This window comes from Endozoicomonas sp. ALC013, assembly GCF_049310205.1.
Lineage (GTDB): Bacteria > Pseudomonadota > Gammaproteobacteria > Pseudomonadales > Endozoicomonadaceae > Endozoicomonas.
The window spans coordinates 1-16,907 of the sequence record NZ_JBLYNS010000060.1 but is presented as its reverse complement, the minus strand read 5'-3'; the positions used below and the strand labels follow the sequence as shown (position 1 = coordinate 16,907).

At 48.5% G+C, this 16,907-nt stretch carries 10 protein-coding genes; 4 read left to right on the top strand and 6 right to left on the bottom strand.

Translation table 11 applies throughout. The features are described from left to right. Positions 1 to 15 precede the first annotated feature (15 nt). Together aceE and ACO6V1_RS12570 are read right to left on the bottom strand one after the other, a co-directional pair. Positions 16 to 2,673: a pyruvate dehydrogenase (acetyl-transferring), homodimeric type gene (gene aceE, locus ACO6V1_RS12575; protein ID WP_422467066.1), complete on the bottom strand. Its 2,658-nt coding sequence runs from the start codon at positions 2,671 to 2,673 to the stop codon at positions 16 to 18. A 431-nt stretch (positions 2,674 to 3,104) separates the two neighbouring features. Continuing rightward, entirely contained in the window at positions 3,105 to 3,971 is an 867-nt protein-coding gene (locus ACO6V1_RS12570; RefSeq protein WP_422449738.1) for a lysophospholipid acyltransferase family protein, read from the bottom strand. A 135-nt stretch (positions 3,972 to 4,106) separates the two neighbouring features. Between ACO6V1_RS12570 and ACO6V1_RS12565 the strand changes: the two genes are divergently transcribed. Both ACO6V1_RS12565 and glnE read left to right on the top strand, forming a co-directional pair. After that, entirely contained in the window at positions 4,107 to 5,759 is a 1,653-nt protein-coding gene (locus tag ACO6V1_RS12565; protein WP_422467064.1) for a hypothetical protein, read from the top strand. Positions 5,760 to 5,851: 92 nt separating this feature from the next. Continuing rightward, a complete protein-coding gene (gene glnE / locus ACO6V1_RS12560) occupies positions 5,852 to 8,830 on the top strand; it encodes a bifunctional [glutamate--ammonia ligase]-adenylyl-L-tyrosine phosphorylase/[glutamate--ammonia-ligase] adenylyltransferase (protein WP_422467062.1) in 2,979 nt (992 codons plus the stop codon). A gap of 153 nt (positions 8,831 to 8,983) precedes the next feature. Here glnE and ACO6V1_RS12555 read toward each other — a convergent pair whose 3' ends face one another. Next, complete coding sequence (locus ACO6V1_RS12555; RefSeq protein ID WP_422449735.1) at positions 8,984 to 10,261, bottom strand: hypothetical protein; 1,278 nt, start codon at positions 10,259 to 10,261, stop codon at positions 8,984 to 8,986. A gap of 354 nt (positions 10,262 to 10,615) precedes the next feature. Between ACO6V1_RS12555 and ACO6V1_RS12550 the strand changes: the two genes are divergently transcribed. Beyond that, positions 10,616 to 11,545: a branched-chain amino acid transaminase gene (locus ACO6V1_RS12550; RefSeq protein WP_422449734.1), complete on the top strand. Its 930-nt coding sequence runs from the start codon at positions 10,616 to 10,618 to the stop codon at positions 11,543 to 11,545. A 208-nt stretch (positions 11,546 to 11,753) separates the two neighbouring features. On the opposite strand, the gene ACO6V1_RS12545 is transcribed toward ACO6V1_RS12550, so the two are convergent. The 3 genes from ACO6V1_RS12545 to ACO6V1_RS12535 form a co-directional block, all read right to left on the bottom strand. Next, positions 11,754 to 13,271, bottom strand: coding sequence for a hypothetical protein (locus ACO6V1_RS12545; protein ID WP_422449733.1), 1,518 nt, complete (start codon positions 13,269 to 13,271; stop codon positions 11,754 to 11,756). A 105-nt stretch (positions 13,272 to 13,376) separates the two neighbouring features. Next, positions 13,377 to 13,781, bottom strand: a complete 405-nt coding sequence (locus tag ACO6V1_RS12540; RefSeq protein WP_422449732.1) for a NirD/YgiW/YdeI family stress tolerance protein — start codon at positions 13,779 to 13,781, stop codon at positions 13,377 to 13,379. Positions 13,782 to 13,881: 100 nt separating this feature from the next. Next, entirely contained in the window at positions 13,882 to 15,273 is a 1,392-nt protein-coding gene (locus ACO6V1_RS12535) for a hypothetical protein (RefSeq protein ID WP_422449731.1), read from the bottom strand. A 239-nt stretch (positions 15,274 to 15,512) separates the two neighbouring features. Between ACO6V1_RS12535 and ACO6V1_RS12530 the strand changes: the two genes are divergently transcribed. Then, positions 15,513 to 16,907: aminoacyl-histidine dipeptidase (locus ACO6V1_RS12530; protein WP_422467060.1), on the top strand; the 1,395-nt coding region annotated here is incomplete at its 3' end.

The window sequence follows — 16,907 nt, the reverse complement described above, 5'->3', positions numbered from 1 at the left end:
TCTTCAGTTCCGGACTTAGCAATACAGAGGGTTAGCTCTGGACGGGTCAATATCAAACTTCCTGATGGCCTCGCTGACCACGGACGCTTCCAGCTCACCATCCTGAACCAGCGCATACAGGGCAGCCACCACGATGAAGTAACGGTCTACCTCGAAGAAACGACGCAGCTGTTCACGGGTGTCAGAGCGACCAAATCCATCCGTGCCCAGCGAAACAAAGGTTGCCGGCACAAACTCACGGATCTGGTTCGCGTACTGGCTCATATAGTCAGTCGCGGCGATAACCGGACCTTTACGGCCAGACAGCTGCTGCTCAACCCAGCAGACTTTCTTATCAGCTTCAGGGTTCAGCATGTTGTAACGTCTGGCGTTCTGACCATCCCGGGCCAGCTCGTTAAAGCTGGTTGCGCTCCAGATATCCGATTCAACGTTGAACTCATCACGCAGAATACCGGCAGCTGCACGGACTTCCTCAAGGATAGTGCCACACCCCATCAGCTGGACCTTAAGCCCCTGGTTACGGGAATTTTCTTCCAGGTTGTAAAGTCCCTTGATGATGCCTTCGATCACTTCAGGGCCTTCCGGCAGCGCTGGCTGACGGTAGTTTTCATTCATGGCGGTGATGTAGTACCAGACATTGTCACCGTCGCCATACATACGTTGCAGACCGTTCTGGATAATCACCGCCATCTCATAGCCGTAGGTTGGGTCATAGCTTATGCAGTTCGGTACGGTGGATGCCAGAATGTGGCTGTGGCCGTCCTGATGCTGCAGACCTTCACCGTTCAGCGTGGTACGACCCGCAGTGGCACCAATCAGGAAGCCACGGGCCTGGATATCACCCGCTGCCCAGGCCAGATCGCCAGTACGCTGGAAACCAAACATGGAATAGAACGCATAGAACGGAATCATCGGTACGTTGTTGCTGCTGTAAGAGGTCGCCGCAGCAATCCACGCGGCGTGAGCACCCGCTTCGTTAATGCCCGCTTCGAGAATCTGCCCCTGTCTGGATTCTTTGTAAAACATCACCTGGTCGGAATCTACCGGCTCATAGTTCTGACCTTCCGCAGAGTAAATACCCAGCTGGCGGAACATACCTTCCATACCAAAGGTACGGGCTTCATCCGGAATGATCGGCACAATGTGCTTGCCCAGGCTCTTGTCTTTGGCCAGCGCACCCAGAATGCGTACGTAAGCCATGGTGGTGGAGATTTCCCGTTCGCCACTGCCTTTGGTCACCGCTTCGAAAGCCTCAAGGCCCGGAATTTCCAGCTTAACGTCGGTTTCTACGCGGCGCTGGGGAATAAAGCCACCCAGCTTTTCACGACGCTTGCGCATGTACTTCATTTCCGGGCTGTCAGCGTCGGGTTTGAAGTAAGGCAGGGTCTCAATGTCTTCGTCTTTGATCGGCAGGTCAAAGCGGTCACGGAAGTGCTTCAGGTCATCAACCGGCAGCTTCTTGACGTTATGGCTGACGTTGGCCGCTTCACCGGTGGTACCGGTACCGTAGCCCTTAACCGTCTTGGCAAGAATGACGGTAGGCTGGCCGTTATGGTTAACCGCCTCGTGGTAGGCCGCGAAGACTTTGTAGGGGTCATGGCCACCCCGGTTCAGACGCCAGATATCATCATCCGACAGGTGTTCAACCAGCTTCAGCGCTTCAGGGTCACGGCCAAAAAAGTGCTCACGGGTCCAGGCACCGCCTTTTGCCTTACAGTTCTGATAATCACCATCAACGGCCTTGTCCATCACTTCCTGCAGCTTGCCATGTTTGTCCTGGGCCAGCAGCGGATCCCAATGACGGCCCCAGACGACCTTGATAACGTTCCAGCCAGCCCCCCGGAAGATGCCTTCCAGCTCCTGAATGATCTTGCCGTTACCACGGACCGGGCCATCCAGACGTTGCAGGTTACAGTTGACCACGAAGATCAGGTTATCCAGCTTCTCACGACCGGCCAGGGAGATGGCACCGAGAGATTCCGGCTCATCCATCTCACCATCCCCGAGGAATGCCCAGACCTTACGGTTTTGATCCCGGGACATGCCACGGTTAATCAGGTACTTCATGAAGTGAGCCTGATAGATCGCCTGCAGAGGGCCGAGGCCCATGGATACGGTCGGGAACTGCCAGAAGTCAGGCATCAGTTTGGGGTGAGGGTAGGAGGAAAGACCATTGCCATCCACTTCCTGACGGAAATTATCCAGCTGGCCCTCGTCCAGACGACCTTCCAGATAAGCCCGGGAGTAGATACCAGGCGATACGTGGCCCTGGTAATAAATCAGATCGCCTTCACGGTCACTGCCCTGGCCGTGGAAGAAGTAGTTATACCCGATGTCGTAGAGAGTGGCACTGGAGGCAAAGGAAGAGATATGTCCACCCAGGCTGCTGTCCTTCTTGTTGGCGCGCATCACCATAGCCAGCGCATTCCAGCGGACCAGGGAGCGAATACGACGCTCCATAAACAGGTCGCCGGGCATACGGGCTTCTTTTTCCGGTGGTATCGTATTGCGATACGGCGTGGTAATCGCGTAGGGCAGCTGCGTACCTTTGGCACGAGCATGCTGGGAAAGCCGGGTCAGCAGAAAATGAGCACGGTCTTCACCTTCCTGCTCCAGAACGGAATCCAGTGCTTCCAGCCATTCCCTGGTTTCTAATGGGTCGATATCATGCATACAAATCGGCTCCGGGATCGATACTGCTACAACAAACTTTGTGATCGTTATTGTTAATGGTTGATTACTTGCAATCATCAAGCATACGCACAAGTTTCGTCTAACAGCCAAAGCTTTAAAAAAAATTGATACTAATCAAATGCAATATAACTACAAGATAAGCAATTCCCGCAATGAGTACCAGTACTTACATGTATTTTTATTGCAAAAAGTATTGATTTTTATAGGAAAAGTTCGCAACAGAGGCAACAAAAACAAACACTTTTTCTCACAATCTATCAATCATGGATTTTATTGGCTAAAAACCGAACTGTCTCAGGGTCTGCCAACAGAAATTTGGGTATCGTTTAATAACTGATGTCATCAGACACATAATGACCTGCAAACAGGGCTTTTAAATCCGAAAAGCCAATGTCTGGCAGGGCAATGTACTATTCATCACTTTTCCGGCTTCGTTTCCAGCGGCGATGACTCCAGAGGAACGTTTCCGGCTGTTCATAGATCGCGGCCTGTGCAGCACTGACATAAGCATCAATAACCGGATGGTGATTTTTGTCTTTGGTTTTTTCATAAGGGGGCAGAGCCAGCGCTTTAAATTCAAGTTCATAGTAGCCGCGTTTTAGTCGTCGACACTGGGCAAAAAAGACCGGGTATTGAGTCAGTAAGGCAATTTTTTCCGCTCCAAGGTAAAAAGGCGCTTCTTTATTGAGATAAGGGACCCAGTAACTGCGCTCTCCTTCTGCCGGGGTCTGATCGGCCAGCATCACAAACAGCCGGAAACCATTTTTGCCCTTAAGAATGTCCCGCCCGGCCTGTTTCATCGGAATGGGGCGGGAATGAAAGCGGCTGCGAATCTCATGGATAAACTGATTCCAGCCTTTGTGGTGCAAAGGCTTGTAAACCGGATCAATAGGCACACCGAGGTGTTGTGACACGCTATGGAGCATCCACTCCCAATTGCCCTGGTGGATGGTTAACACAATGATTGGCCTGGACCTTTCCCGGGATGCCGCCTCCAGGGCATCAGCGCCAACAATTGAGCAGCGTTCTTTAAACGCTTCTGCGCTCATGCTGTGGGCCTTGATCACTTCAAAGGCAAGGTCCGACAGATGCCGGTAAAACTGTCTGGTCACATCAGCAATATACGCCTCCCTTTTTTCCGGAAAAGCCTGTCGCAAATTCTTGTGCACAGTTCCTGTTCGATATTTGGAGAGATAAAAGGCGAACAAATAAAAAAAATAGGACACAATATAGATGACCTTAAAAGGAAGTCGGGAAATCAACTTGGCAAAAAACATAACAAAACAGGCTCTTCCCTCTGAAACAAAAATGACCACTAAAAATAATAAACCTGAATATTATGAACTTTTCAAATTAAATATAATCAAAAGCGCCCTATCTATTAAATTAATGAGATTATAAAACGTGTAAGTATGGATAGTATTTCACTGTTAGAAACACCGATGTTTAAATCGGCATTAGAGTCTAATAAAAAAGTAACTCAACCGGTACGTCATAATAATAAAGAAATTTCTATTGGGGGAGTTCGTCATACCTCTGCCCATCGTGCCGGTTACAGGTCAGTGGAAGAGATCCCCCTGGGCGAACGATCGATCAGTGATCCAGGCCCCATTCTTGTCAAGTGCAATAACAATGTATTTTGGGACTTATCACGTATTGACCTTAAATCGTTGCTCCTTCCGGGAACCTTTTTCACCGACCAATCAAAATATATTGTCGGTTTGCAACTTGCCCGACATATTGCCGAGATTTTTTCTTACGGTACAACCTTGAAAGAGAAGGACATAGAAGCACTCAATACCTTTCAACAAGATCAATATAAGTTCTGCAAACTTAAACTGTTCGATTACCCTGCTCAATGTGTTTTTTTCGATCTGGTAGGCAGTAAGCTCAGGCATTTGCTGTCTGAAGAGCTGGTTGCAGAACTGGACGCAAAACAGCTTCAGGACTATTTACTGGTAAAGGAAGGTTTTATTAATCTCCAACTTAACACAGAGCAAAAAGCAAACATTGAAAAGCAAGTCAGAGTCAGTGCCATAAAGGATGCAGAGACCGTATGCAACGCACAGAAATATCGATATTCTCATCCCGATGGCATGAAAGGGGAAATTTTTGTCAAAGCTACAGCCCCCAAAATCCGGGGTGTGTTATCTAAAGTTCTGGGAGAAGTGGCCCGGGGAGGTCTTCAATTGCAAGATGCCCCGGAGTTTATAGGCTATGTCCCTGCAGAGATAGCCAGTTCTCTGATAGATAAATCAGGTTTTACCGACAGCACCTGGTCAGGCAACTTCCTGCACGGTAGATACTCTCATGTACTGGCACTGGCATTTCTCAGTAGAGAAGCCGGTCTGACGGAAACAACACTGAAAGCCGTGGTGGCCCATGGCCTTTGGGACGATCTGTTAGACCAAAGCCCCTATGCAAAAATAGATATTCAACAATTGGGTGATCATGAATACCTGATTCATGATAGAAATCCATTCACCGTGCCATTCAGCCCTTTCGCATTTCAGGAAATGCTTTGCACTGGCCAGGTTTCTTCTACCCTGCGGCAGGTTGCAAAGTTAATTGCAGGACTCTCAGCTTGTGAATATGCCATGCTCACAACCTCTTTTCAGGAGAAGCTTACTCCTGAAAGGCTCTTGACGATGGCTCAAAATATCCAACTGCTGGAGCACATTATTGCCCTGGAGCACCATAACGACATATTTGAAATCAAACAGTATTTTGATATGCCAACCTTTGGACTTGTTCCCCTGGAGATTCTTGAACTAAGCAGCGGGTGGACACTTGGACAATTTACAGCGTTCAGGCAATCCAATGAACTCTCGGCGTTTGCCGCCAAAAAAGCATTCAAGCGGGGAGATAAAGTTGTTTCCGTCACAACGCATTATGACAGTCCACTTTATCGACTATTTGGCTATGCACCTGTTTGTCAACAGGAAATCAAGAAGCTAAAAGACTTTGATATACAACCGGCTTTTACCAGCTATGTTGCCTGGCCAGCAAAAAACCACCCCTGCAACCGCTTAAGACTTACCCAGGCTCCTGGCAATAACGTTTGAGGGCCTGATCCGGGCAGCGTTGAAAACGGGTATATGGCTATAGTCATCCCATTCTCATAAAATGGCACCAGCAACCAGAAGAGAGCGGGTTTATGGAGTCACTCAGGGCACAACTCAGTCAACAATTAACTGCCTGCGGGTCAACTGACACTAATACGGAAATTCTTCCTGCAGAAATCAGGAACGTGGTCACTGCTCACTTGCAGCAGTTTATGGATAACAACCCGTCATTTACTTTTCCTGGTAGCCTTTTTCCTGACCAGAGCGATCAACTGAGTCCCGGGCTGATGGATCAGCTGATCCATTGCTGGGCAGGCAGTGACTTTGCCGCGCAGCAGTGCATTCGTCACCCCCAGTGGCTTGCCAGCATTCTGGAAAACCATGACAAACTCCCTGATTTAGCCCGAACCCACCCGGAACGTTTACAAACAGCACTGGCAGCGGTTGAAAATGAGCAGGACCTGATCAAGGCTCTCAGACTTTACCGCAACCGGGAAATGCTGCGGATTATCTGGCTCGACCTGAATCGCCGGGTCAGCATGTCGGAAACCACAGCGGATATGTCGGCCCTGGCGGATGCCTGCATTGATAGCGCACTCAACTGGCTTTACCAGGACAGCTGCCAGAGCATGGGAACACCCTATGGCACAAACATCCCGGGGGAAGAGACGGTTCCCCAGAACATGGTGGTACTGGGTATGGGCAAACTGGGAGCCAGAGACCTTAACCTCTCTTCAGACATCGACCTGATATTCACCTACCCCTGCCAGGGAGAAACCCGTGGCAGCAAAAAGGTCATTACCAATCAGGAGTTTTTTATCCGCCTTGGCCAGCGACTGATCAAGGTGCTGGATTGTCAGAGTGCCGATGGTTTTGTGTTCCGGGTTGATATGCGACTGCGGCCTTATGGTTCCAGCGGAGCACTGGCCATGAGCTTTGCAGCGATGGAGCAGTATTATCAGGATCAGGGCCGGGACTGGGAGCGTTACGCCATGCTCAAGGCCAGGGTGGTTGCCGGAAACATGCTCGCAGGCCAGCTACTGCTCAGCCAGCTGCGTCCTTTTGTTTATCGTCGCTACATTGATTTTGGCTCCATCAGCGCCCTGCGGGAAATGAAGCAGCTGATCCGCCGGGAAGTGAAACGCAAAGGCATGGAGAGCAATATCAAGCTTGGGCCAGGTGGCATTCGTGAGATTGAGTTCATCATTCAGTCTTTCCAGTTAATACATGGCGGGCGTGACCGCAGTCTTCAGGAGCGAAACCTGCTGAAGGTTCTATCAACGCTGCAGCGCAAACACTATTTTTCTCCTGACGAAGCCAATGAGCTGAAAGCCGCTTATATTTTCCTTCGTAATCTTGAACATGCCATTCAGGCCATCGCCGATCGGCAGACTCAGGATCTGCCGAAAAGCCCGAAGGCTCAGGCACGGGTCGCCTTCAGTATGGGGCAAAAAGACTGGTCCGGGTTACTGGGAAAGCTGGAAGAACACCGTCACCAGGTCACCACTTATTTTGATGCGGTTATTGCTGATCCTGAAACCACAAATGCCAAAGATCCTCATAGTGACCAGTGGCAAGCCCTCTGGCTTGACCAACTTAGCGAGGAAGAAGAACAGCAGCTGATGGCCCGAGAGGGCTTCAAAAATGTCGATGCCTCATGGCAGCGACTGATTTCCCTGCGAGATAGCAAAGCCATTACCCGGGTCAGAAGGCAGAGCCGTGACCGTCTGGATAAGTTCATCCCACTGTTGCTGGGAGTGGCCGCCAACGCCACTGAACCTGATACTTTTTTACTGCGAATTCTTCCGCTGATTGAGGCAGTGCTGCGTCGAACCGCTTATCTGGTTCTGCTGATCGAGAACCCTGCCGCCCTGGAGCACCTTGGCAAACTCTGTATTGCCAGCCCATGGATTGCTGAACAGATTGCCCGATTCCCAGCACTTCTCGATGAGTTCCTCAATCTTGGCGACCTCTATAATCCACCGGAAAAAGAAGCATTGGCCGACGAGCTGCGCCAACAGCTCGCCCATATTGCGGAAGATGATCTTGAGAACCAGATGGAAGTTCTGCGCCACTTCAAAATGGCCCATGTCTTACGAGTGACGGCTGCCCAGGTGTCCGGCACCCTGCCTCTGATGAAAGAGAGTGACTACCTGACCTGGATTGCTGAGGTGATTCTTGATGCCGTTCTGGCCATTGCCTGGCGCAACCTGGTTGAAAAATATGGAATGCCCCGGGATGCTGACGGCAACCTGTGTGATCCCGGCTTCATTATTGTTGGTTACGGCAAGCTGGGCGGTATTGAGTTAGGCCCCGGCTCTGATCTTGACCTGGTCTTCATCCATAATGGCGGTACCAATAAAGAGACCAATGGACCCAGGGCCATTGACAGCACCACGTTCTATACCCGCCTGGGCCAGCGAATCATCCATATTCTGACCACACAGACACCCTCGGGTATTCTTTATGATGCAGACATGAGACTACGGCCATCCGGCTCGAAAGGATTGCTGGTCAACTCCTTCACTTACTTTGAGAAGTACCAGAAAGAGGAAGCATGGACCTGGGAACACCAGGCCCTGGTGCGTGCCCGTGTGATTGCCGGTGACCCAACACTTGCACAGAAGTTTGCAGACCTCAGATCAGCTATTCTCAGCCAGCAACGGGATGTTAACAAACTCCGTGATGATGTTGTTGATATGCGCCAGAAAATGCGGGAACACCTGAGGTCAACATCATCTTCAGTCAATAGCGGTGAAGTCTTCCATTTAAAACATGACCCGGGCGGCATTGTTGATATTGAGTTTCTGATGCAGTTTGCCGTTCTGCGGTACTCCAGCCAGTACCCGTCGCTGTTGAAGTGGACCGACAACGTGCGGATTTCTGAAGAACTGGAGCTTGCTGGCCTGTTGAAACATGACGACGCCCATCAGCTTCGGGAGGCTTATAAAACCTTCCGGTTCTGTATTCATCAAAAAGCATTACAAAACGAGGTACCTGAAGTAGACAATACCTCTGGCGACTATCTGCGTCAGGCCGTTATGGCTATCTGGGCAGACTGTATGAAATGAGCAGGAATCCAACGACAGTTAATTGATTATGTGTAAACTCTCAAGGGGATGGCCGCCCTGTGGATGGCCACCCCGTGGAGCACTTTATGCGTTTCTGTCTTTATCCCCGCCCGCGCAAGCCGAAGATGAGGGTGGTAAGGATTTTAGACAATTTTACTCACTGCCACTGGCCTTCTCACCGACGTTGATCCTGATAAATAGACTGCCACCCGGAAGCATGTGTGTAAGATCAGTGATTGCCATAAATTTATCGCAACCAACAGCTCTATTCATGCTCTCCGGTTTTTGGAAGCTTGGGATCGTCCGGTCGGGTTCAGTTCTATTTACTCCCAAAACTTCTTTTCCTTCCCCAACTATCTCAAAGGATAAAGTTTGATCGAATGGCCAAGGCAGAATGTCGTCATACATGCCTTTCATAATTGATATAAACAGACTGATGTGGGTGCCTTTTCCGTTACCATCGCCATTTGGATATATTGTTGCCTTCATCCTGTATCCTTCCGGTGCCGAATAGAAAACCGGACTGTCAAACGATGTTTCTATGTCGATACTTGCCTTGTCTATGGCTTCTCTGAAGTTGTCTATTCTCCATAAAAACGTTCCATCCGTGCGCTGTTCCTGCAATTCCTCTATTTGAATTTTACTATCAGCGCAGGTTACCGAGAGGTTTCCTACATTGCTTTGAAGTTGTTCTATCGTTTTGTTCAGTTGAATGATTTGCTCATCCTGCTCCTTGTATCTCTTTTGCAGATGTTCAAGTATTTTCATGCCCGACATTAACTGCATCTGAACCATACTTTCTTCATTCCCGGATCCAGCGGCCCTCTCTGGGAGGCTGTCAAATGTCATCAAATCCTCTGTTGGATAGAGTCCCTGCGGTGCAACTACCGGGGCAGGAAAGCATCCATGATGTTCGCCATGATAATGGTCAGGCAAATAGCTTAACTCCACGGCCTGACGACATTCATCACCATTATGGTCCTTCGCACAATATACTATGAGGCGCCGGGAAAGAGCGGTCAGTTCTCCATGCTCATCATACTTCTTGTAATTAATAGGATCTGCCTTTATAAAACACTGTAGGTCAGATGCTAAAGTATACCCCTTCAGTGATGGGAGTATTGATGCGTCTTTTGGTCGCACATCAATGATGGCGCTGTTAACGATCTCCCTGTGATGCAAAGGCCTGCCTTCCATGATATGTCTATTACCCTTCGAACATTCGCCACAGTACATTCTGCTCTCAATTTCATTCAAATCCTCAGGTTTACATCGAAACAATGCTCCGCTGGTTGTTCTGAATACTTTACCGGACAAGGCTTGCTGCCGATCCCGATCATAAATCAGTACCGGTTCCTGATGATCAACCTCCCCATATCGAGAAAGATCACTTCCGTCCGGTAAGTAACCGAAAGAATTACCCAGGTTCATTAGCAATAGCTCCTGTTTAAATTTTTTGATACAGCAACCTGTAGATACATCAGACAAGAGACCCAATCTTAAATGTCAACTGTCAACTGTCAAATGGCCTCAAATTTTGATGAACTATCAAAGTACTTTCTGACCATAAATTACTCGATCGGTTCAATTAGAAATGGCTTAATCGTTAGAATATTCTGAAAAGATCTGAAACCTGCGCAGCTGGTTCCGGTAAAATGATAACGCTTGAGAATTTTGCAATCCCCTGCCGTGGACAATCACTCTTTGGCATCAGAGAAAAGTTGTGATCCAATAGTCACTTCAGACTCTTTCACCAACAAAATAATTTAGATCTGGAGTTTCCCGATGTCTTTCGCCGATCGTGATGGCGTTATCTGGTTAGATGGGAAGTTAGTTCCCTGGCGTGAAGCCAAAACCCATGTGCTGACCCACACCCTCCATTACGGAATGGGGGTTTTCGAAGGTGTCAGAGCCTATAACACGCCAGAAGGACCTGCCATTTTCCGTCTGAAGGAACACACCGACCGCCTGTTTCGCAGCGCCCACATCCTGAGAATGGAAATCCCCTTCAGCAAAGAAGAACTGAACGAAGCACAGAAGCTTGTCGTTCGTGAGAATGGGCTGGACGAAGCCTACCTGCGGCCAATGTGCTTCCTGGGCTCTGAGGGTATGGGGTTAAGAGCCGAGGGCCTTCAGGTTCACACCATGGTTGCTGCCTGGAACTGGCCTTCTTACATGTCGCCGGAAGCGCTTGAGCGTGGCATCAAAATTCGTACCTCTTCCTATACACGACACCATGTAAATATCACCATGTGCAAGGCCAAAGCCAACGGGAATTACATGAACTCCATGCTGGCACTGCGGGAAGCACTGGACAGTGGCTGTGAAGAAGCCCTGCTGCTGGATAACGAGGGTTATGTGGCGGAAGGCAGTGGTGAGAATGTCTTTATTGTGAAAGAAGATGGCATTCTCTATACCCCGGAACTGACTTCCTGCCTGGAAGGCATTACCCGGGATACCATCATCCGGTTTGCCCGGGAGCTTGGGCTGGAAGTCCGGGAAAAACGCATTACCCGTGATGAAGTATATATTGCCCGTGAAGCATTCTTTACCGGCACGGCAGCAGAGGTAATGCCTATTTGTGAACACGATGGGCGCAAGATCGGCTGCGGCAAGCGTGGCCCCGTTACTGAAAAGCTTCAGTCCATGTATTTTGATCAGGTTCGTGGCAAGCGACAGGAAAATCCAGAGTGGTTAAACCACTGTAAGCTATGAGGGTGTTGCGAAAGGCCTTAAAAGAAGGGAACCACAAAGATACAAAGACACAAAATTTTTTCACGGCTTGCCTGATCCGGGAGGCTGTCCGAGGGTAGACTGCTCTGCGCGGCAACTGCTCCTGCGTTGCTCTAAGAGGCTGTCTGAGAATAGCGCCCGTAGCGAGGACGGGCGCTATTTTCGGTCAGCCTCCCGGGTAATCAACAGCTTATCTTTTATCAATCCGATAAAGACCGCAGATACCAATATATTCCCCCAAACCTTTAAATATCTCAGGCGGAAAACCCGGTATCACAGGTTTCATGACTATTCCCATTCCTGTTAATGCTTTGGAAGAGAAAAGCGACTCTTGATCACTGGCCTCAGAAATGACCATGAAACTCTTACCTCCCCGATCAAACCAGGACTTAATGACCTTGGGTAGGAATTCATCAGAGCCCATCAAACGCCCATTATCCATGAAAATGGGCTGCGGGGCATCGAGTACCAATGCTGATGAATCGATGTTTCCACCAGTCAAAGCAAGTATTTTGGCAAACTTGTCAACGCTGACAAAAACATCCGCTTTATTCACCCTGGTAAAGGTTTTTTCCGGTGGATTGATATCAAAGCAGGTTGAGGGCATGCCTGCATCAATCATACTTTTAGAAAAATAACCGGATCCCGCCATAGGGAAAAACAATCGGTCAATATTATTCGCTCTTAGATAATCGTTAAGATACTTTGCCGAGGCTTTGGAAATACTGGAATAAATACAGAGCTCAATTTCACGATAACCAGCAATCATCGCTATCACATTGATAGCTTGATCATAATGGGAGTGATTGAGCTTCATAGCTACCCTTTCCCTGTGATATTGCAATGGCATGCTTTCACTGGCAAGGCGTTGATCAAGTTGAAGGACGTCAAAAACACACACAGGGTCAGAAGAGATCATATTGATATAACGCATTATTGACAGCGATTCCGTGCACAGCTCTCCATTTAAAAGCTTTGACATGTCCGTCAACTGACTATAGAGAGAGTCCAGAATACCAATATTCAATATTAACCTACGCTTATCAACATCACCGTCATTGCACAAAAACTGGCCACTTTTATTGATCAGTCTAAATGCTTCCTCTAAACAGGAAGTTTTCTTTGGAAAACCCTGAAGAAGAGGCAGTGCCTTTTCAAAATTTGATTTATGTTTACTATCAACCGCGTCCAGTAACTTCTCGAATAAAGCAAATTTTTCATAGTCTGATGTCGCACGGGATAGCTGCGCGATGGTGCCTGAATAGTCCGGATCATTATTTAACCCTTCAGCAACATGATGTTTGAGTAAATAATCTAACCGCAAGCCCGTATCTGCCGGTGAAAAAGCAAAACGACTACCGGACGGCATGGAGACTGATCTGGCGACTACCGAAACATCACGGGGAGATGAGTCCGAAAGCGTGGCAAGGTCAGTTTGTGGAGTCGTCTCAGGTATTAATTCATCTGTGGTAACCCTGGTTTCACGATGATTGAATAAAACCTCCCCGAAAAGCCCGGTTAAATCATCAACAGCCTGACTGCTATTAGAATGAGCACCAGAATAAGCATCAAATTGAGCACCATCATATTGGGGCTTGTCTGTTGCGTCCACAATAAGCTTCCAACAAATAGCATTTGTTTCACTTTTCAGACAGCTATATTCCAGCATTGTTCCCTGAAAAATTGCTGATTCGTCTGTATGTTTCAACGATAGACGACTGTTTTGCACCTTATAAAAGTAGAAGACGAGGGGCTAATTTAAGAGATGATGGTTAGCTGTCTGTTAGCCTGACTTTTGTATGCTTTCTGTACCCTACTTGCTGATAATTCGCAGAGACTTTACGTCTACTTCAACGGCGGATACCCGATCAACATCCACCTCACCAATAATCTCTACTTTGGTATTGGCTGTTACCGGTTGCGGTGGAAAGTCGTTATCATCAATATCCGCGATGATTTCACCGGTACCATCGTTAAACAGGTAAGTCTCATGTTTAACTTTTCGGACCAGATTACCCCTGAGGACGACCCGCCTGTCGTCCTGAGGATTCTTCAGGATAGCGGCGACGGTTGTCATACCATCACCGGAGTCAGGTACGGAACTCACCCCTGATCCGGGGCCGATATAAGCACCTTCAGCCACAAACACCGTGAATGCCAGCAAGACAACGGTAGACCATCTGACTAACTTCTGCACATAAACCTCGTAGAGTTTCATTATCGAGACACCCTGACAGTGACTTATATTTCAACTGGAATAATAGGAGAAAAAGGCAGTCTCGCCAGAGTTTTGCTGTCTCCAGCAGGCAATCAACCACTTATTTTTTATCAATCCGATAAAGACCACAGACACCGATATGCTCCCCCAGGCTTTGAAATATCTCAGGAGGAAAGCCCGGTATCACCGGTATCATGGCTATTCCCATTTTTGTTAATGCTTTGGAAGAAAAAAGCAATTCCTGATCACTGGCCTCAGAAATGACCAGCAAATTCTTACCTCCCCGATCAAACCAGGACTTAATGACCCTGGGAAGAAATTCATCAGCGTCCACCCAGCGCCCGTTATCCATGAAAACGGGCTGCGGCGCATCAAGTACCACTGCTGATGAGTCCATGTTACCACCAGTCGAAGCAAGTATTTTGGCAAACTTGTCGACGCTGACAAACACATCCGCTTTATTTACCCTGGTATAGGTTCTTTCCGGTGGATTGATATCAAAGCAGGTTGAGGGCATGCCTGCTTCCATCATACTTTTAGAAAAATAACCGGATCCTGCCATAGGAAGAAACAATCGGTCAATATTATTCGCTCTTAGATAATCGTTAAGGTAGTTTGCTGAGGCTTGAGAAATGCTGGTATAAATACGTAGTTCAGTTTCACGGTAACGAGAAATCATCGTTATCAATTCGATTAAACGAGTATCAGCAGGACCCCATTTACACCTTAGAACTATTTGCTCCTTGTGCTGAGACAGCTCTTCCCCATAACCGGAGAGTTGACGAGGGTTCATGACATCAAGAACAAAAATGGGCTCAGGAAAAATCATATTGGTATAACGAATTAATGAAAGCGATTCCGTACACAGTTCTCCCTTTAATAGCTTTGACAAGTCCGTCAACTGGCTATAGAGAGCGTCCAGAACACCAACATTAAATAGCAAGCTACGCTCATCAATATTACCGTTAATGCTTGAAAACTGATCACAATTATTGATCAGACGAAATGCTTCCTCTGCCAGGTTAGTGTACTTTGATAAATGCCGAAGAAGAGAAATTGCAATCAATCTATTTGAACCATGTTTACATTCAACCTTTTCTTGTAACTTTTCAAATAAAGATAATTTTTCATGATCTGATGTGGCATCGCACAGCTGCTTAATGAGGGCTGAATAGTCAGGATCACTATTTAACCCTTCTGCAATAGGATGTTTGCGCAAATACTCCAACCGCAAGCCCGTATCGGCCGGTGAATAAGCAAAACCACCATCAGACGGCATAGAGACTGATCGGTCAACTACCGGAACATCACGGGGGGAGGAGTCCAAAACCATGGCAACATCCGTTTGTGACGTTGTCTCAGGTACTAATCCAGTCGTAACCCTGGTTTCACGATGATTGAATGAAACCTCCCCCAGAAGCTCTGTTACATCATCAACACTCATGTTGCTGTCAAATTGAGCACCCGATTGGGGCCTGGAGATTGCGTCCAAAATAATACATCCAGTCAATAACGTTTGTTGCACTTTTCAGACAGCTATATTCCAGCATCGTTCCCTGAAAAATGGCGGACTCATCCGCAGGCTTGCCTGTTGCCACCATTGACGACTGTTTTGCACGATATAAAGGTAGAAAACCCTCATTGATGTTTATCCCCGGCACCCTCACTATACGGCTACTGCAAATATATATTCCGACACAGCAGTCAATATTATTAGCCCTGGAGTCTTAAATGAGCGCTATCCACGAACTGCAGCCCAACGCGCTATGGCAACACTTTTCCGCCATATGTGACATACCTCACCCTTCGTTCCATGAAGAACAGATTCGTGAGCATTTGATTGGCTTTGCCAAAGAGCACAATCTTGAGTGGCAGTCCGATGCGGCAGGCAATGTCATTATTCGCAAAAAGGCGACACCCGGTATGGAAAACCGTGCCGGTGTTATTCTTCAGGGTCATATGGATATGGTGCCTCAGAAAAATAACGATACCGTTCATGACTTCCCCACTGACCCGATTAAAGCCTATATCGATGGTGACTGGGTGACTGCCGAAGGCACAACCCTCGGTGCCGATAACGGCATCGGTATGGCGGCAACACTGGCCGTATTAGCTGCCAAAGACCTGCAGCATGGTCCTGTTGAAGCGCTGTTCACCGCTACTGAAGAGACCGGAATGATCGGCGCTCAGGGGCTGCAGCAGGGTGTTCTGACAGGCAAGATCCTGCTCAACCTGGATACTGAAGATGAGGGAGAACTCTACATTGGCTGCGCCGGTGGTACCCGTATCGAGATCAATGGGGATTACACGACTGAAGCCGCTCAGGATGGATTGACCTGCAAAACCCTGTCCATTGCCGGACTCAAAGGTGGCCATTCCGGGTGTGATATTCATCTGGGCAGGGGCAATGCCATCAAATTGCTGGTCCGTGTCCTGCACCGCCTGGAGGCAGAAGGTGTGCGTATTGCCAGCCTGACCGGTGGTTCCCTGGCCAATGCCATTCCCCGTGAAGCGTCTGCGGTCATTGCCGTTCCTGAGTCATCACTGGAGGCTTGTGAGCAAATTATTGACCAGTGCAGCAATGAGCTGACTGCCGAATTGGCGGTGGTGGAGCCCAACCTGACACTGACTCTGAGTGAGGCTGCGCCCGCTGCCGAACTGATGTCTCTGCAGGATCAGAACCAGTGGGTAGCTGCGGTGAATGCCTGTCCAAATGGAGCCCAGAGAATGAGTGACTCCATTGCAGGCGTGGTAGAAACCTCTTTAAACCTGGGTGTTCTGACCATCAATGAAGGTAAGATCAAAGCCCATATCCTGCCAAGAAGTCTGGTGGGCAGCTGTAATGATGCCCTGAGTGATGCTGTCGCTGGTCTGTTCCGAATGCTGGATGCCGAAGTCATCTTCTCCGACAGCTACCCGGGTTGGAAACCAGATGCTGACTCTCAGATTCTGGCTATTATGAAACAGGTTTATGCGGAGCTTTATGGTCAGGAGCCTGGCGTACAAGTGGTTCATGCCGGTCTGGAATGTGGCCTGCTGGGCAGCAAGTACCCAGAGTGGGATATGATCTCCTTTGGCCCAACCATCCGCTTCCCGCACTCTCCGGATGAGAAAGTAAATATCAAT